The 16110-nt window shown below is 70.3% G+C and carries 17 protein-coding genes; 1 reads left to right on the top strand and 16 read right to left on the bottom strand.

The window, feature by feature from the left end:
* Positions 1-150: 150 nt before the first annotated feature.
* The 3 genes from ACIBCA_RS06955 to ACIBCA_RS06945 all read right to left on the bottom strand — a co-directional run bounded on the left by ACIBCA_RS06955 (position 151) and on the right by ACIBCA_RS06945 (position 3047).
* Positions 151-1020 carry a 3-hydroxyacyl-CoA dehydrogenase family protein gene (locus ACIBCA_RS06955; protein WP_396281763.1) on the bottom strand — a complete coding sequence of 290 codons (870 nt, stop codon included), beginning with the start codon at positions 1018-1020 and terminating at the stop codon, positions 151-153.
* Between the two features lie 177 nt (positions 1021-1197).
* Positions 1198-1848 carry a response regulator gene (locus ACIBCA_RS06950; RefSeq protein ID WP_396281762.1) on the bottom strand — a complete coding sequence of 217 codons (651 nt, stop codon included), beginning with the start codon at positions 1846-1848 and terminating at the stop codon, positions 1198-1200.
* On the bottom strand, positions 1845-3047 hold the full coding sequence (locus ACIBCA_RS06945; RefSeq protein WP_396281761.1) for a sensor histidine kinase: 1203 nt from the start codon (positions 3045-3047) through the stop codon (positions 1845-1847). Before ACIBCA_RS06945 ends, ACIBCA_RS06950 begins: the two co-directional genes overlap by 4 nt.
* 132 nt (positions 3048-3179) lie before the next feature.
* Between ACIBCA_RS06945 and ACIBCA_RS06940 the strand changes: the two genes are divergently transcribed.
* Positions 3180-3728: a hypothetical protein gene (locus ACIBCA_RS06940; protein WP_396281760.1), complete on the top strand. Its 549-nt coding sequence runs from the start codon at positions 3180-3182 to the stop codon at positions 3726-3728.
* Positions 3729-3763: 35 nt separating this feature from the next.
* On the opposite strand, the gene ACIBCA_RS06935 is transcribed toward ACIBCA_RS06940, so the two are convergent.
* The 13 genes from ACIBCA_RS06935 to glyA all read right to left on the bottom strand — a co-directional run bounded on the left by ACIBCA_RS06935 (position 3764) and on the right by glyA (position 16028).
* Positions 3764-4336 (bottom strand): cob(I)yrinic acid a,c-diamide adenosyltransferase, encoded by a 573-nt coding sequence (locus tag ACIBCA_RS06935; RefSeq protein WP_396281759.1) that lies wholly within the window; start codon positions 4334-4336, stop codon positions 3764-3766.
* Positions 4337-4358: 22 nt separating this feature from the next.
* Positions 4359-4859: a DUF2550 domain-containing protein gene (locus tag ACIBCA_RS06930; RefSeq protein ID WP_396281758.1), complete on the bottom strand. Its 501-nt coding sequence runs from the start codon at positions 4857-4859 to the stop codon at positions 4359-4361.
* Positions 4860-5009: 150 nt separating this feature from the next.
* Positions 5010-5393, bottom strand: a complete 384-nt coding sequence (locus ACIBCA_RS06925; protein WP_316526266.1) for a F0F1 ATP synthase subunit epsilon — start codon at positions 5391-5393, stop codon at positions 5010-5012.
* 183 nt (positions 5394-5576) lie between these two features.
* The gene (atpD, locus tag ACIBCA_RS06920) at positions 5577-7022 is read right to left on the bottom strand and encodes a F0F1 ATP synthase subunit beta (protein ID WP_396281757.1); all 1446 of its coding nucleotides are present in this window, start codon (positions 7020-7022) and stop codon (positions 5577-5579) included.
* Between the two features lie 2 nt (positions 7023-7024).
* Entirely contained in the window at positions 7025-7939 is a 915-nt protein-coding gene (locus tag ACIBCA_RS06915; RefSeq protein WP_396281756.1) for a F0F1 ATP synthase subunit gamma, read from the bottom strand.
* Between the two features lie 32 nt (positions 7940-7971).
* Entirely contained in the window at positions 7972-9546 is a 1575-nt protein-coding gene (atpA, locus tag ACIBCA_RS06910; protein ID WP_396281755.1) for a F0F1 ATP synthase subunit alpha, read from the bottom strand.
* A gap of 156 nt (positions 9547-9702) precedes the next feature.
* Positions 9703-10518 (bottom strand): F0F1 ATP synthase subunit delta, encoded by an 816-nt coding sequence (locus ACIBCA_RS06905; protein ID WP_396281754.1) that lies wholly within the window; start codon positions 10516-10518, stop codon positions 9703-9705.
* Positions 10515-11072 carry a F0F1 ATP synthase subunit B gene (locus tag ACIBCA_RS06900; RefSeq protein ID WP_396281753.1) on the bottom strand — a complete coding sequence of 186 codons (558 nt, stop codon included), beginning with the start codon at positions 11070-11072 and terminating at the stop codon, positions 10515-10517. Before ACIBCA_RS06900 ends, ACIBCA_RS06905 begins: the two co-directional genes overlap by 4 nt.
* A 34-nt stretch (positions 11073-11106) precedes the next feature.
* The gene (atpE, locus tag ACIBCA_RS06895) at positions 11107-11343 is read right to left on the bottom strand and encodes an ATP synthase F0 subunit C (protein WP_031074289.1); all 237 of its coding nucleotides are present in this window, start codon (positions 11341-11343) and stop codon (positions 11107-11109) included.
* A gap of 92 nt (positions 11344-11435) precedes the next feature.
* Positions 11436-12248 (bottom strand): F0F1 ATP synthase subunit A, encoded by an 813-nt coding sequence (gene atpB, locus ACIBCA_RS06890; RefSeq protein ID WP_396281752.1) that lies wholly within the window; start codon positions 12246-12248, stop codon positions 11436-11438.
* Between the two features lie 285 nt (positions 12249-12533).
* Positions 12534-12977 (bottom strand): hypothetical protein, encoded by a 444-nt coding sequence (locus ACIBCA_RS06885; protein ID WP_396281751.1) that lies wholly within the window; start codon positions 12975-12977, stop codon positions 12534-12536.
* Positions 12978-13274: 297 nt separating this feature from the next.
* On the bottom strand, positions 13275-14552 hold the full coding sequence (locus ACIBCA_RS06880; protein WP_037973406.1) for an MraY family glycosyltransferase: 1278 nt from the start codon (positions 14550-14552) through the stop codon (positions 13275-13277).
* Between the two features lie 195 nt (positions 14553-14747).
* Positions 14748-16028, bottom strand: coding sequence for a serine hydroxymethyltransferase (gene glyA, locus ACIBCA_RS06875; protein WP_396281750.1), 1281 nt, complete (start codon positions 16026-16028; stop codon positions 14748-14750).
* Positions 16029-16110: the final 82 nt, after the last annotated feature.

Genomic DNA, 16110 nt, shown 5'->3' with positions numbered 1-16110 from the left:
ACGCCCCCGGGGAAAAGACCTCTTTCCGGCCCCCCCCCTCCCCGCCTCCCCCCCACAACCCCCCGGCGGGGGCCCCGGGGGGGGTCCCACCCCCCCCCCGGGGGGGGGGGGGGCCCCGCCCCCCCCCGCCCCACCTGGTCGTTCAGCGGGTCACTTGCCCTCGTAGGGGTAGAAGCCGCGGCCGCTCTTGCGGCCGAGGTCGCCGGCGGTGACCATGCGGGCCATGATCTCCGGGGCGGCGAACTTCTCGTCCTGGGTCTCGTCGTAGATGTTCTTCGCGGCGTGCAGCAGGATGTCGACGCCGGTCAGGTCGGCGGTCTGCAGCGGGCCCATCGCGTGGCCGAAGCCGAGGCGGCAGGCGGTGTCGATGTCCTCGGCGGTGGCCACGCCCGACTCGTACAGCTTGGCGGCCTCGACGACCAGCGCGGTGATCAGGCGGGTGGTGACGAAGCCGGCGACGTCGCGGTTGACGACCACGACCTCCTTGCCGACGCCCTCGGCGTACGCGCGGGCGGCGGCCAGCGCCTCGTCGCCGGTCTTGTAGCCGCGCACCAGCTCGACGAGCTTCATCATCGGGACGGGCGAGAAGAAGTGGACGCCGACGACGGACTCCGGGCGCTGCGTGACGGCGGCGATCCGGGTGATCGGGATGGCGGAGGTGTTGGTGGCCAGCACGGCGCCGTCCTTGGCGAGCTTGTCCAGCTCGCGGAAGACGCCCTCCTTGACCTCGAGCTTCTCGAAGACGGCCTCGACCACGATGTCGGCCTCGGAGACGGCGCCCAGGTCGGTGGTGGTGGTGATGCGGCCCAGTGCGGCCTCGGCCTCCTCGGCGCTCAGCCTGCCCTTGGAGACGAACTTCTCGTACGAGGCGCGGATGCCCGACAGGCCGCGCTGCAGCGCCTCCTCGGTGACGTCCCGCAGCACCACCGGGTGGCCGGCCTGCGCGGACACCTGGGCGATGCCGGCGCCCATCAGGCCGGCACCGATCACGGCGATCTGCTTGCTGGACGCATTGCTCATGGCTGGGTCTCCCGATGCCGTCGCCGCCCTGCGGGCGGGCCCTGAAGGCGGCTCAGGGCAGGGGTGACCGCCGAGGAGCCGCGTCGCTCTCGCCGGACTCTAATGCCCGAATCCTCCGGGTAGTAGCGATCGGGAGTGTGATCTGCGACCGAACCGGGTGAAGCTCCGGGCCGCTCGTCAGATGGTCATCCCGAGGTCCTGGGCGAGGATCGCCGCCTGCACCCGGCTGCGCAGCCGCAGCTTCGCCAGGATGCGGCTGACGTGCGTCTTCGTGGTGGCCTCCGCCATCTCCAGGCGGACCGCGATCTCCCCGTTGGACAGCCCCGCCCCCACGCAGGCCAGCACCTCCCGCTCGCGGGCGGTCAGCGCGGCCACCGCCTCCCGCGCATCGGGGCCGACCACCCGGTCCGGGCGGGCGAAGGTGCCGATCAGCCGCCTGGTCACCGAGGGCGCCAGCATGCCGTCCCCGCGCGCCACCGTGCGGATGCCCTCGACCAGGGTGTCCGCCTCCAGGTCCTTGAGCAGGAACCCGGCCGCCCCGGCGCGCAGCGCGCCGTAGACGTACTCGTCGAGGTCGAAGGTGGTCAGCACCAGCACCTGGGCGGCGCCGGCCGCGACGACCTCCCGGGTCGCCGAGACGCCGTCCAGCCGGGGCATCTGCACGTCCATCAGCACCACGTCGGGCCGCAGCTCCAGGGCCAGGCGCACGGCCTCCTCCCCGTCGGCGGCCTGCCCGACCACCTCGACGTCCGGCTCGGCCCGCAGGATCATCACCAGCGCCGCCCGTACGGCCGCCTGGTCCTCGGCCACCAGCACCCGGATCGTCATGCCCGTCCCTCGCTCTCCCGCCCGCGCGGCAGCACCGCGCGCACGCTCCAGTGGCCGCCCCGCGGCCCGGCCTCGAAGCTGCCGCCCAGCAGTGCGGCCCGCTCCCCCATCCCCACCAACCCGGCCCGGGCCCCCGGTAGTTCGCGGCCCGCCTCGGCCCGGTACGGGCTGTCGACGGCGATCCGCAGCTCCTCCGGGCCGAACTCCAGCCGCAGCCGGACCAGTCCGGGCGCGGCGTGCTTGAGCGCGTTGGTCAGCGACTCCTGGACGATCCGGTACGCGGCCAGCCCGACCGGCGCCGGGACGGCCCCGGGCTCGCCCTCCTGCGTCAGCTCGAAGTCCAGCCCGACGTCCTGCCCGGCCGCCCTGGCCTTGGCCAGCAGCGTGTCCACGGCCGCCAGGTCGGGCGCCGCGTACGACTCGTCCGCCTCTCCCCCGCCGCTGTCGCGCAGCAGCCCGATCATGCGGCGCATTTCGGCCAATCCCTGGACGCTGTTCTCCCGGATCACCGCCAGCACCTCCACCAGCGGATCGTCCACGGGCAGCCGCCGCCGCCGGGCGACGGACTGCGCCCCGGTGGCGTGGATCGCGATCGCCGACAGGTGGTTGGCCACCACGTCGTGCAACTCCCTTGCCATCCTGGCCCGTTCGGCGACCACCGCCTCCCGGCGGTCCATCTCCGACAGCAGCGCGGTCTGTTCGGCGCGCAGCCGCTCGGTCTCCGCCTCCTCCCGGTGCTTGCGCACCAGGTCCCCCGTCCACACCGGCGCCAGGAAGAGCAGCGAGCTGACCACCACGACCAGCAGCCCGGCCGCGGTGCCGCCCCACCACCAGGCCAGGCCCGAGAGCGCCAGCACCGTGCCGCCGCCGGACAGGTGCAGCACCCTGGACATCCGCCGGGTGCCGTAGATGACGGCCGCGTACAGCAGGTCGGTGTACATGATCAGCGTCGCCAGCAGACTGCCCCAGACCAGGCAGGCCCCGACGGCCAGGCCCCCGACCGTCACCGCGAGCACCGGCCGGGTGCGCCGGACGAGCTCCAGGGCGGCCATCACCACCAGCGTGAGCAGCACCAGCCAGAGCGGATTGGCCTCGGGCCGGTCGTAGACCCCGAAGGCGATCAGCACGCCGCCGCCGAGCAGCCCGCACAGGGCGATCAGCCGGTCCAGTCGGTGTGGGGGAAGGATCGGTACGAACACACCCCCATCTCACCACCCCCGGCCCGCGCCGCGGCTCAGGTGCACGGAGGAGGCCGCTACATCGAAAGGTGCAGCGCGGGACGGCACCCGGCGACGACGACGGCGCGCCGCGCCCGCGCGAGGCTGGACGGCGTGATCGTCACCCTCATCGTCGCGGCCGAGATCTCCTGGTGGATCGTCCTCGGCCTTGCCCTCTCCGCCCGCTACCTGCTGCGCAGGCGCCGGGCGAGCACCGTTCTGCTGCTCGGCCTGCCCGTGGTGGACCTGGCCCTGTACGTGCTCACCGTGATCAACCTGCGCGGCGGCGCCGAGGCGAGCTGGATGCACGCCCTCGCCGCGAGCTACGTGGGCTTCTCGGTCGGCTACGGCCCCTCGCTGGTCGCCTGGGCCGACCGGCACTTCCTGCACCGCTTCGCCGGCGGCCCCAAGCCGCCGCCCGCCCCGAAGTACGGCCCGGAGCGGACGGCGCACGAGTGGCGGATCGCCAAGCGGACGGTGGTCTCGACCGTGATCACCCTGGGCCTGATCTCCCTGCTCGTCCCGCTCTCCGCGGGCGGCGCCCACTTCGGCACCTTCGCCCAGTGGTACTGGAGGCTGGGCATCACGGCCGTCGTCAACGTGATCGTGGCCGCCTGCTACTCGCTCTGGCCCAAGCAGCCGCCCGCATCCGAGAACTCCTGAGGCCCCTGAGAACTCCTGAGAACTCCTGAAAACGACTAGCGCTCCCCGCCCGGCACCCAGAGCACGTCGCCACGCTCCTTGTTGGCCACCCGGGCCAGGATGAACAGCAGGTCGGAGAGCCGGTTCAGGTACTTCGCGGTCAGCGGGTTGACGGTGTCCCCGTGCTCCGCGATCGCCGCCCAGGTGGAGCGCTCGGCCCGCCGCACCACCGTGCAGGCCAGGTGCAGGTGCGCCGCGCCGACGGTGCCGCCGGGGAGGATGAAGCTGCGCAGCTTCTCGACCTGCTCCAGGTAGTGGTCGCAGTCCCCCTCCAGCCGGTCGACGTAGGACTGCAGCACCCGCAGCGGCGGGTACTTCGGGTCCTCGACCACGGGGGTGGACAGGTCGGCACCCACGTCGAAGAGGTCGTTCTGGATGCGGGTGAGCACCGTCGCGACGTCCTGCGGCAGGTCGCCGAGCGCCAGGGCCACCCCGATCGCCGCGTTCGCCTCGTTGGCGTCCGCGTAGGCGATCAGCCGCGGGTCCGTCTTGGTGGTCCGGCTCATGTCGCCGAGCGCGGTGGTGCCGTCGTCCCCGGTACGGGTGTAGATGCGCGTCAGATTCACCATGGCGCCACCCTAGCGGGGGACGTTAAGCGACGTTCACCCTCTGCCCGGGCGGGGCCGCCTCCAGCCAGGCCAGGAAGCCGGTGAGCGCGTCCTCGCTCATCGCCAGCTCCAGCGGCTCCCCGTTGTGCAGGCACCGCAGCACCACCGAGCCGGAGAGCAGGGCCAGTTCCTCCTGCCCCTCCGGGTAGCGCCGGCCCAGCACCTCGATCTCCCGCCGGGGCAGCACCTTGCGCGGGCGCGGGGCGTACGAGAAGACCCGGAACCACTCGATCGAGTCGCCGCTGTAGCGCCCGATACCGAAAACCCACCCCTTGCCGTCGGTCGGGGGGACCGGGGCTGAGGTGGGTCGGCCGTTCTCGTCGAGGTCGGGCTGCGTCGAGGCGTCGGCGGGCATTTTCAGGCGGTAACTGCAGTCGAACGTGCCGCCGACCCGCTGGATCAGGCGGCGCCGGACGGCGAAGGCCATCAGCCCGATCACACCCAGGGCCACGACCGCCGCACACACCACAAGCGCGAGGACCATGCTCACCTACCTCCTCGCTACCCGCGTTCCCCGTTAACGGCCGTGTCGAGCGACCGCGCTGACCTACCAACTACGACGACAGTCCCGGGGTCACGCTCACGCGTCCCCGGGACCGTCGATCGACCCCGCTGGACCGGGGGCCGGGCACACTCAGGCGTGGACCTTGAGGCCGCGCGCCGCGAACAGCCGCACCTCGGCGCGACGCTCGGCGTGCTCGTCCAGGTCCGACTTGGCCTTCTCCAGCGCGCGCTCGGCGCGGGCGACGTCGATCTCGTCCGCCAGCTCGGCGATCTCCGCGAGCAGAGACAGCTTGTTGTCGGCGAAGGAGATGAAGCCGCCGTGCACAGCGGCGATGACGGTGCCGCCGTCCACCGTGCGGATCGTGACGGGACCGGTCTCCAGCACGCTCAGCACCGGGGTGTGGCCCGGCATGATGCCGGTGTCACCGGAGGCCGTACGGGCGACGACGATGGTGGCCGCACCGGACCACACCTTGCGGTCGGCTGCGACCAGCTCGACGTGCAGCTCAGCCAACGTGGGCTCCTAGGCTCAGGCAACCCCCGATTACTCGGGAGTTTCGGTAAGAATAACGGCCCCGCGCCCCCGGCATGAAACCGGCGGCACGGATTTGACCGGAATCACAGCCGATGCGACGTGAGGGGTGGACCCCAGGCTCGGGGGCCACCCCTCACGGTCACTGGCTGCTACCGGCCGCGATTACTTCTTCGCCAGCTCGGCGGCGTTCTTCTCGAGGTCCTCGATGCCACCGCACATGAAGAAGGCCTGCTCCGGGATGGCGTCGTACTTGCCGTCCGCGATGGAGTTGAACGCCTCGATGGTCTCCGACAGCGGGACGGTCGAGCCCTCGACACCGGTGAACTGCTTCGCCACGTAGGTGTTCTGCGAGAGGAAGCGCTCGACGCGGCGGGCACGGTGGACCGTGACCTTGTCCTCCTCGGACAGCTCGTCGATACCGAGGATCGCGATGATGTCCTGGAGGTCCTTGTACTTCTGCAGGATGCCCTTGATACGGAGAGCCGTGTCGTAGTGCTTCTGCTCGATGTACCGCGGGTCGAGGATGCGGGACGTGGAGTCCAGCGGGTCGACGGCCGGGTAGATGCCCTTCTCCGAGATCGGGCGCGACAGAACGGTCGTCGCGTCCAGGTGGGCGAAGGTGGTGGCCGGGGCCGGGTCGGTCAGGTCGTCCGCGGGGACGTAGATCGCCTGCATCGAGGTGATCGAGTGACCGCGGGTCGAGGTGATGCGCTCCTGGAGGAGGCCCATCTCGTCGGCCAGGTTCGGCTGGTAGCCCACCGCGGAGGGCATGCGGCCGAGCAGGGTCGACACCTCGGAACCGGCCTGGGTGAACCGGAAGATGTTGTCGATGAAGAGGAGCACGTCCTGCTTCTCGACGTCACGGAAGTACTCCGCCATGGTCAGCGCGGACAGCGCGACGCGCAGACGGGTGCCCGGCGGCTCGTCCATCTGGCCGAAGACCAGCGCGGTCTTGTCCAGAACGCCCGAGTCGACCATCTCGTCGATGAGGTCGTTGCCCTCACGGGTGCGCTCGCCGACACCGGCGAACACCGACACACCACCGAAGTTCTCGGCGACGCGGTAGATCATCTCCTGGATCAGAACGGTCTTGCCGACACCGGCACCACCGAACAGACCGATCTTGCCACCCTGGACGTACGGGGTGAGGAGGTCGATGACCTTGATGCCGGTCTCGAACATCTCGGTCTTGGACTCGAGGTCCTTGAACGCCGGGGCCTTGCGGTGGATCGGCCAGCGGACCTCGACCTGCTTGTCGAACTCCGCCTGGTCCACGTTCAGCACGTCACCGAGGGCGTTGAAGACCTTGCCCTTGGTGATCTGGCCGACCGGCACCGAGATGGCGGCACCGGTGTCGGACACCTGCGCGCCACGGACGAGGCCGTCGGTCGGCTGCATCGAGATGCCGCGGACCATGCCGTCGCCGAGGTGCTGGGCGACCTCGAGGGTGAGGATCTTCTTGCCGGTGCCGTCGGGGTTGTCCACCTCGACGTGCAGGGCGTTGAACATGTTCGGAATCGCGTCGACGGGGAACTCCACGTCGACGACCGGGCCGATGACCCGCGCGACGCGGCCCGTCGCCGTGGTCGGCTCAACAGTGGTGGTCATTCTCATTCGCTCCCGCGGCTAGCGTCGGCGAGGGCGTTGGCACCGCCGACGATCTCGCTGATTTCCTGGGTGATCTCGGCCTGGCGGGCCGAGTTGGCAAGCCGCGTGAGCGACTTGATGAGCTCGCCGGCATTGTCCGTCGCGCTCTTCATCGCGCGGCGGCGGGCGGCGTGCTCGGAGGCGGCCGACTGCAGCATCGCGTTGTAGATCCGGCTCTCGACGTACCGCGGCAGCAGCGCGTCGAGGACGCCCTCGGCCGACGGCTCGAAGTCGTACAGCGGGAAGATCTCCGCCTTGGCCGGCCGGTTGTCGCTCAGCTGGACCTCGTCCAGCTTGAGCGGCAGCAGCCGGGCCTCGACCGCGTTCTGCGTCAGCATCGACACGAACTCGGTCGAGATCAGGTGCAGTTCGTCCACACCGCCGGTCTCCGCCGTGAAGGCCTCGATCAGCTCGGCCGAGACCGTCTTCGCGTCACCGTAGGTCGGCTTGTCCGAGAATCCCGTCCACGAGCCCGCCACCGCCAGGTTGCGGAACGCGTAGTACGAGACGCCCTTGCGGCCGATGATGTAGGTCGACACGTCCTTGCCCTCGGCGCGCAGACGCTCGGAGAGCGCCAGCGATGCCTTGATGGCGTTGGTCGAGTAACCGCCCGCCAGGCCGCGGTCCGCCGTGATCACGAGGACCGCGGCGCGCGTGGCGCTCGGGTTCTCGGTCGTCAGCGGGTGCTTGGCGTTGGACCGGGTGGCCACCGCCGTCACCGCCCGGGTGAGCTCATCGGCGTACGGAGTGGAGGCGGCCACCGCGCGCTGCGCCTTGACGATGCGCGACGCGGAGATCATCTCCATCGCCTTGGTGATCTTCTTCGTCGCGGTGACAGAGCGGATCCGGCGCTTGTAGACCCGAAGCTGTGCTCCCATGGGTCGTTACGTCCTTTCCCTCGCTACCGGACTCAGACCTGCTCGGACAGCAGCTTGCCGTCGGCGGTCTGGTAGCCGGCCTTGAAGCTCTCGATCGCGCTGGTCAGGGCGTCGACGGTGCCGTCCGCGAGCAGACCGGTCTCGACGATGCCGGCGAGCAGGTCCTTGTGCTGCAGGCGCACGTGGTCCAGGAACTCGCGCTCGAAGCGACGGATCTCGGCGACCGGGACGTCGTCCAGCTTGCCGTTGGTGCCGGCCCAGATCGAGACGACCTGCTCCTCGACCGGGAAGGGCTGGTACTGACCCTGCTTGAGCAGCTCGACCATGCGGGCGCCGCGCTCCAGCTGGGCCTTCGAGGCCGCGTCCAGGTCGGAGCCGAAGGCGGCGAACGCCTCGAGCTCGCGGTACTGGGCGAGGTCCAGACGCAGGCGGCCGGCGACGGAGCGCATGGCCTTGATCTGGGCGGAGCCACCGACGCGGGAGACCGAGATACCGACGTTCACGGCCGGGCGGATGCCGGCGTTGAACAGGTCGGACTCCAGGAAGCACTGGCCGTCGGTGATGGAGATGACGTTGGTCGGGATGTACGCCGAGACGTCGTTCGCCTTGGTCTCGATGATCGGCAGACCGGTCATCGAGCCGCCGCCCAGGGCGTCGTTCAGCTTGGCGCAGCGCTCCAGCAGGCGGGAGTGCAGGTAGAAGACGTCACCCGGGTACGCCTCGCGGCCCGGCGGGCGGCGCAGCAGCAGGGAGACGGAACGGTAGGCCTCGGCCTGCTTCGACAGGTCGTCGAAGATGATCAGGACGTGCTTGCCGGCGTACATCCACTGCTGGCCGATGGCCGAACCGGTGTACGGGGCGAGGTACTTGAAGCCGGCCGGGTCGGAGGCGGGAGCAGCCACGATCGTGGTGTACTCCAGCGCACCGGCCTCCTCCAGGGCGCCGCGGACGGACGCGATGGTGGAGCCCTTCTGGCCCACGGCGACGTAGATGCAGCGGACCTGCTTCTCCGGGTCGCCCGAGCGCCAGTTGTCGCGCTGGTTGATGATCGTGTCGACGGCCACCGCGGTCTTGCCGGTCTGGCGGTCGCCGATGATCAGCTGGCGCTGGCCGCGGCCGATCGGGGTCATCGCGTCGATGGCCTTGATACCGGTCTGCAGCGGCTGCTTGACCGACTTGCGGGCCATGACGCCGGGGGCCTGCAGCTCAAGGGCGCGACGGGTCTCGGCGGTGATCTCGCCCAGGCCGTCGATCGGGTTGCCCAGCGGGTCCACGACGCGGCCGAGGAAGCCGTCGCCGACCGGAACCGAGAGGACCTCGCCCGTGCGGCGCACGGTCTGACCCTCCTCGATGCCGCCGAACTCACCGAGGACGACGACACCGATCTCGCGGGTGTCGAGGTTCAGCGCGAGGCCGAGCGTCCCGTCCTCGAACTTCAGCAGCTCGTTCGCCATGACCGAGGGCAGGCCCTCGACATGCGCGATGCCGTCCGCCGCGTCAGTGACCGTGCCGACCTCTTCCACAGAAGCGGCGTCCGGCTGGTACGACTGGACAAAGTCGGCCAGCGCGTCCCGGATCTCCTCCGGACGGATCGTAAGCTCCGCCATCAGGCTTCCCTGCTCTCCTAGTTTGCGATCCTCGGCCCGCCATTGAGGGCCGCAAGTATTCGACTCTCGGCCGGGTCTACCGAACCGGCCGTACGATTTCCCGGCTCCGCACTGGAGCCGGTTCCCGACCGAGGGTCGGATGTGCTGCTTCGGTGCTCAGCCTTCGAGCGACTGACGAGCGCCTTCGAGGCGGCTCGACACGGTGCCGTCGATGATCTCGTCGCCGATCTGCACCCGGACGCCGCCGACGACCTCGGGGTCGACGTCGATGTTCAGGTGGACACGGCGGCCGTACATCCGGCCCAGAGCGCCGGACAGGCGCTCCTTCTGGGTGTCCGACAGCGGCACCGCGGTGGTGACCAGGGCCACCATGCGGTCGCGGCGAGCGGCGGCGAGCTTCGAGTAGGACTCCAGGCCCTGCTCCAGGCTACGGCCACGCGGCGCGTTGACGAGGGCGGTGACCAGCCGGACGGTGCCGGCGTTGGCGCGGCCGCCGAGGAGCTTGGTGATCAGCGCGGCCTTGGCGGCGGCGCCGGCCTTCGGCTCGGTCAGCGCGGCGCGCAGCTCGTGCGAGCCGCTCACCACCCGGCCGAACCGGAAGAGCTCGTCCTCGACGTCGTCCAGGGCGCCGGCCCCGTCCGCGGCGATGATCTCGGCGTACGCGGCGAGTTCCTCGGTCGCGTCCACCAGGTCACGCGAACCCGACCAGCGGGAGCGGACCAGACCGGAGACCAGGTCCACGGCCTCGCCGGAGACCTGACCGGTCAGGAGCGAGGAGACCAGCTGGGCCTTGTCCTGGCCCGACCGCGAGGGGTCGGTCAGGACTCGGCGCAGCGACACCTCGCGGTCCAGCACGGCCGTCACGGCGGTGAGCTCCTCGGCGAGCTTGGCCGCGTCCACCGAGGTGGAGTCGGTCAGGCTCTCCAGGTTCTTCCGGCCGGCGAGGAGTGCCTCACGGCTGGCGCCGATCACTTGGCCGCACCCTGAGCAACGGTGGCCTTGGCCTCCAGCTCGTCCAGGAAACGGTCGACGACGCCGCTCTGCCGGGTGTGCTCCTCGAGGGACTCACCCACGATGCGGGAAGCCAGCTGGGTGGCCAGCGAACCCACGTCCTGGCGCAGGGCGGTGGTCGCCTGCTTCTTGTCGGCCTCGATCTGCGCGTGACCGGCGGCGACGATGGCCTCGCGCTGACGCTGGCCCTCCTCGCGCATCTCGGCGAGCTGGGCGGCGCCCTGCTCGCGAGCCTGCTCGACGATCCGGGCAGCCTCGTGGCGCGCCTCGGCGAGCTCGGCGCGGTACTGCTCAAGCAGGGCCTGGGCCTCGGCCTGAGCGGCCTCGGCACGCTCCATGCCGCCTTCGATGGCGTCCCGGCGCTCCGACAGCACCTTCTCGATGCTGGGGAGGAGCTTCTTGCCGAGCAGACCGAAGACGATGAAGAAGCAGAGCAGGCCGATAACGATCTCGGGCGTGTTGGGGAGAAGAGGGTTCATCTTCTCCTCAGCCGCGAGGTGAGCCACGATGCTCATTTCTGGACCTTCCTCGAAAGGGTCTGCGGCAGGATTACTTGTTGCCGAAGACGAACGGCATGACGATGCCGATGAGGGCGAGCGCCTCGGTCAGCGCGAAGCCGATGAACATGTTGGAGCGGATGAGACCGGCAGCCTCGGGCTGACGGGCCATCGCCTGGACACCGTTGCCGAAGATCAGACCGACACCGATGCCGGGGCCGATGGCGGCGAGGCCGTAGCCCAGGGAGGCGACGGAACCGTAGACAGTGCCCTCAGCGAGGATGCTCATTGACGTTGTCCTTTGCAGGGGTGGTGAACCGGTGGTGATTGGCCACCGGGCGATCCGGGAGGTGGTTCGTGCGAGGCTCAGGGCCTCGGGGCTCAGTGCGCCTCTTCCAGGGCACCGGCGATGTAGCTGCTGGCCAGCATCACGAAGATGTAGGCCTGCAGGAACTGGACCAGCAGCTCGAAGGCGGTCAGGCCGACGGCGACGATGAACGAGGCCGAGCCGTAGAGCGCGCCCAGGGACGGGCTGAGCAGGTACCAGGAGGCGATGGAGAACATCACGATCAGCAGGTGGCCGGCGAACATGTTCGCGAAGGCTCGGACCGCGAGCGTGAAGGGGCGCACGAAGATGTTCGAGAAGAACTCGATCGGCACCAGGATGAACATGACCCAGCCGGGGATGCCCGACGGCCAGCAGAGGTTCTTCAGACCGCCGACGAAGCCGTGCTTCTTGAAGGTCAGCGTCATGTAGGTGATCCACACGACGGCCGCGAGGCCGGCCGGGAACGCGATCGCCGCCGACACGGGGAACTGCGCGAAGGGGATGATCGACATGATGTTCATCAGCCAGATGAAGAAGAACATCGAGACGAGCATCGGGACGTACTTCTCGCCCTTCTTGCCGATCGTCTCCAGCACGATGGAGCGCTTGACGAAGTCGTAGCCGATCTCGCCGACCAGCTGCAGCTTGCCGGGGACCAGGCGCGGCTTCGCGAAGGCGGCCCAGAAGAACACGACGACCAGCAGCGCGACGATGACCGACAGCAGCATCGGCTTGTTGAAGTCGACGCCGCCGATCGTGAAGATCGGCTTGAACTGGAACTCGTTCAGACCCGGGGCCGGGAAGCCGCAGCCAGCGTCCCCGAAGTGGCAACTGCCTGAGGCGAGGGACGTGAGGTCAGAACTCACCACGGACTCCTTCGTCGTGACGCATGGATACGGCAACCTCGGTGTGTCGGCGTGGCCTGCGGCCACAAAGCGGCACTGGAACTTGATGGGTTTCTCGCCGACCCCACCCGGCGGTGCGCTGCACCGCCGCGGGATCATCGAAGACTGCGCGGGTCCGGGGGGCGATCCGTCCAGTGTCAGGACAGACCTGGCCGCTTCCCGTACTCCGTTGTTGCGACGGACGATAGCAGCCCGTCAGTGCGGCATAAACACCGCCCCCCTCGTTGGGGGGACAGTTGGGCCTCGTCACTGTTGACGACCCTTGTCGGAGGGCTTGTCGCCCTTGCTTTCCGAGGCGTCGGGGTCGACGTAGAAAGTCTTGGCCTTGAGGGCGCCGCGCACCTGGAAGCCCGTCCAGATGAGCGCGCAGCCCAGCAGGGTGAAGGCGAAAGCCTGCCGGTGGAAGAGGTCGGTGTCCTTGAACACGGCGAGCACGATGCCGACCAGCAGGATCTGCGTGGTGTACACGAGGAGCGCCGCGGCCATCATGATCTGCGGGTTCGACCTGGTCAGCCGGTCGAGCGCGACCTGGCCGAAGCTGAAGAAGGCCATCACGAGCAGTGAACCGAAGAGGGCGCCGAGCAGACCCTTCCCACCGGCGACGGCGAAGGAGATCGCCATGGCGATGATCCCGGCGACCGCAGTGGGGATCGCGGCGCCTCGGAGAATCCGGGCGTCGGTGGACGGCATGTCGGCAGCTCCGGCGGCATGTCGATGTGACGGGGGACGGGGCACAACGGCGGTGGTGAGACCTTCCGAGAATCAGCCGCCGGGCCGCCCGCTGGAGCGGCGGGCCCGTCGAAGGAGACCGACCAGGGACGGAAGTCCTCCACCTGTCAGGTCTTTCGGCGTGTTCTCGGTACTCGTGAACGGTATCACAAACTATTTGATGAGAGCTTTACCATGAATGTGTGGCACCTGTCACACCGACGGAGCAACGTATCCGCCGTTCGGGTGAGCCCGTTTGACGCAACGTCAACTCACCCGTCAGCGGCGGCCGCCGGCCTTGTCCTGCGGCGGCGGCGCCGAGGAGCCCCGGCTCGCTTCACCGAGAATCTGCTTGTCCTTCGCCGACAGTTCGGCCATCGGGCCCGACTGCTGACGGCGGTACCGCGGAGGGACGAAGGACTGCACGGCCTTCGGCGCGGTCGGCCGGAAGCGCGGGGTCAGGAGCACCACCAGGCCGACCAGGCACAGGCCCGCGAGCGTCAGCACCACGGTGCGCCCGGTGTTGGTCACCGAGAAGGCGACGGTGCCGAAGGCGATCAGCGCGGCCCAGAAGTACATGATCAGCACGGCACGGCTGTGCGAGTGCCCGACCTGCAGCAGCCGGTGGTGCAGGTGGCGCTTGTCCGCGGCGAACGGCGACTGCCCGGCCCAGGTGCGGCGCACCACGGCGAGCAGCAGGTCCGCCAGCGGCAGCGCGATGACGGTCAGCGGCAGCAGCAGCGGGACGTAGATCGGCACGAGGGCGTGCACGGTGGCGGTCTGCGACCCGGTCTCGCTGGTGATCAGGTCGGGGTCGACGCGGCCGGTGATGGAGATCGCGGCGACGGCGAGCATGAGGCCCAGCATCATCGATCCGGAGTCGCCCATGAAGATCCGCGCGGGGTGCATGTTGTGCGCCAGGAAGCCCAGGCACATGCCGATCAGCAGGACGCTGAACAGCACGGCGGGCGCCGCGTCGGTGATCGTGTAGCCGTACCAGAGCCGGTAGCTGTACAGGAAGAAGGCCATCGCGGCGATGCAGACCATGCCGCCGGCCAGGCCGTCCAGGCCGTCGATGAAGTTCACCGCGTTGACCATGACGACGACCAGGATGACCGAGATGACCATGCCCTGGGTCGGGCTGACGGCGACGGCGCCGACACCGGGCACCGGGATGGTGATGACGGTGACGCCCTGCCAGACCATCACGCCCGCGGCGATCATCTGACCGCCGAGCTTGACCAGCGCGTCCACGCCCCACTTGTCGTCGAGCACGCCGAGCAGCCACATGATCCCCGCGCCGGAGAGCAGGGCGCGGATGTCGGTGCCGCCGGAGAAGACCTTGCTCAGGTTGTCCAGCTGCGAGGCGACCAGGATGCCCGCGCAGAGCCCGCCGAACATGGCGATGCCGCCCAGGCGCGGGGTGGGCTCGCGGTGCACGTCACGGGCGCGCACCGGCGGCATCGCTCCGGCCGCGATGGCGAACTTCCGCACGGGGCCGGTCAGCAGGTAGGTGACGGCGGCGGTGCAGAACAGCACCAGCAGATACTCACGCACCACTGGCCTCCTGCATCACTGTCGAACGGGGAGGTACCGAAGGTACTCCCCTGCGTTCCCGGGGTTCGAGGTGCGTCGCCACGGCACACACCTTATTGAGTCGGACGCCCGGTCCGTGCATCGCGGTTCGCCCTCCCGGGTAGGAGATCCGAATCCCCGCTCCCCGCTTCCGCCTCCCGCCCGCCCCGTCGCGGGTCAGCGCCGCCCGGCGAAGGCCGCCGCCAGGCTCCGTACGCGCGCGCGGACGCCCTCGGTGACGGGCCCCGAGAGCGCCTCGGCGATCAGCCCGGCGATCAGCCTCAGCTCGCCCTCGCCCATGCCCTGGCTGGTCACCGTGCCCGTGCCCAGCCGGATGCCGGAGGCTTCGGCGGGCGGTGCCGGGTCGAACGGCAGCGCGCACTTGCCGAGCAGCAGCCCGGCCGCCGCGCAGCGCCGCTCGGCCTCGGCGCCGGTGACGCCCAGCGCGCTGACGTCGGCCGTCACCAGGTGGGTGTCCGTCCCGCCCGTCAGGGGGCGCAGACCGGCCTCCGCGAGCCCCTCCGCGAGCGCCCGCGCCCCGGAGACCGCCCGCGCCGCGTACGCCCGGTAGGCGGGCGTGGAAGCCTCCGCGAGGGCCACCGCCTTGCCCGCCACCTCGTTCATCGCCGCGCCGCCCTGGCTGAACGGGAACACCGCCCGGTCGATCCGCTCGGCCAGCTCCGCCGTGCACAGCAGCAGACCGCCGCGCGGGCCGCGCAGCAGCTTGTGGGTGGCCGCCACCGTGACGTCCGCGTACGGCACCGGGGAGGGGGCCAGGCCCGCCGCGACCAGGCCCGTGGTCTGCGCGACGGAGGCGATCAGATAGGCGTCCACCTCGTCGGCGATCTCCCGGAAGGCCGCCCAGTCCACCTGCCGGGGGTAGGAGATCGAGCCGGCCACGATGGCCTTCGGCCGCTCCAGCCGGGCGAGTTCGCGCACCTGGTCGAGGTCGAGCAGGCCGTCCTCCTCGCGCACGCCGTACCCGGTGAAGGCGAACCAGCGGCCGGAGAAGTTGGCCCGCGAACCGCAGCTGAGGTGGCCGCCGTGCTCCAGGGACATCGCGAGCACCCCGTCACCGGGCTTCAGCAGCGCCGCGTAGGCCGCCAGCATCGCCGAAGTCCCCGACCGGGGCTGGACGTTGGCGTGCGGGGCGGCGAACAGCTCACGGGCCCGGTCGATCGCCAGCAGCTCGGCGGCGTCGGCGAGCGCGCACCCGGTGTGGTGCCGGCGGCCGGGGTAGCCCTCGGCGTACTTGTCGATCAGCGGCCCGGTCAGCGCCGCCAGGACGGCCGGGCTGGTCAGGTTCTCCCCCGCCAGCAGCTGGACCGTCTCCGCCCGCCGCTCGGCCTCCGCCGCCAGCAGGTCGGCGATCTGAGGATCCGTCCGGTGCAGCGCCTCGGACGCCCAGGGGCGCCCCGTCGTCGTGGTCGGGCCGGTCGCGGCATCGGTGACGGTCATGGCGGTACTCCCGGGCACGTGCGGGGACGGTGCCTCCAGCGTAGGACCGCACCCCCGGCCCGGCCCGCTGGACGGGGCCCAC

The sequence above is a fragment of the Kitasatospora sp. NPDC051170 genome (assembly GCF_044455705.1).
Taxonomy (GTDB): domain Bacteria; phylum Actinomycetota; class Actinomycetes; order Streptomycetales; family Streptomycetaceae; genus Kitasatospora.
The sequence above is the reverse complement of the archived record's forward strand: the minus strand, read 5'-3'. Positions and strand labels throughout refer to the sequence as shown.

What these genes read in the sequence shown, in the direction of transcription:
- glyA (WP_396281750.1), bottom strand. Translation starts at nt 16,028, where the DNA reads ATGACCGTCACCGATGCCGCGACCGGCCCGACCACGACGACGGGGCGC.
- atpD (WP_396281757.1), bottom strand. Translation starts at nt 7,022, where the DNA reads ATGACCACCACTGTTGAGCCGACCACGGCGACGGGCCGCGTCGCGCGG.
- ACIBCA_RS06915 (WP_396281756.1), bottom strand. Translation starts at nt 7,939, where the DNA reads ATGGGAGCACAGCTTCGGGTCTACAAGCGCCGGATCCGCTCTGTCACC.
- ACIBCA_RS06950 (WP_396281762.1), bottom strand. Translation starts at nt 1,848, where the DNA reads ATGACGATCCGGGTGCTGGTGGCCGAGGACCAGGCGGCCGTACGGGCG.
- atpE (WP_031074289.1), bottom strand. Translation starts at nt 11,343, where the DNA reads ATGAGCATCCTCGCTGAGGGCACTGTCTACGGTTCCGTCGCCTCCCTG.
- ACIBCA_RS06885 (WP_396281751.1), bottom strand. Translation starts at nt 12,977, where the DNA reads ATGCCGTCCACCGACGCCCGGATTCTCCGAGGCGCCGCGATCCCCACT.
- atpA (WP_396281755.1), bottom strand. Translation starts at nt 9,546, where the DNA reads ATGGCGGAGCTTACGATCCGTCCGGAGGAGATCCGGGACGCGCTGGCC.
- ACIBCA_RS06935 (WP_396281759.1), bottom strand. Translation starts at nt 4,336, where the DNA reads ATGGTGAATCTGACGCGCATCTACACCCGTACCGGGGACGACGGCACC.
- ACIBCA_RS06930 (WP_396281758.1), bottom strand. Translation starts at nt 4,859, where the DNA reads ATGGTCCTCGCGCTTGTGGTGTGTGCGGCGGTCGTGGCCCTGGGTGTG.
- ACIBCA_RS06900 (WP_396281753.1), bottom strand. Translation starts at nt 11,072, where the DNA reads ATGAGCATCGTGGCTCACCTCGCGGCTGAGGAGAAGATGAACCCTCTT.
- ACIBCA_RS06955 (WP_396281763.1), bottom strand. Translation starts at nt 1,020, where the DNA reads ATGAGCAATGCGTCCAGCAAGCAGATCGCCGTGATCGGTGCCGGCCTG.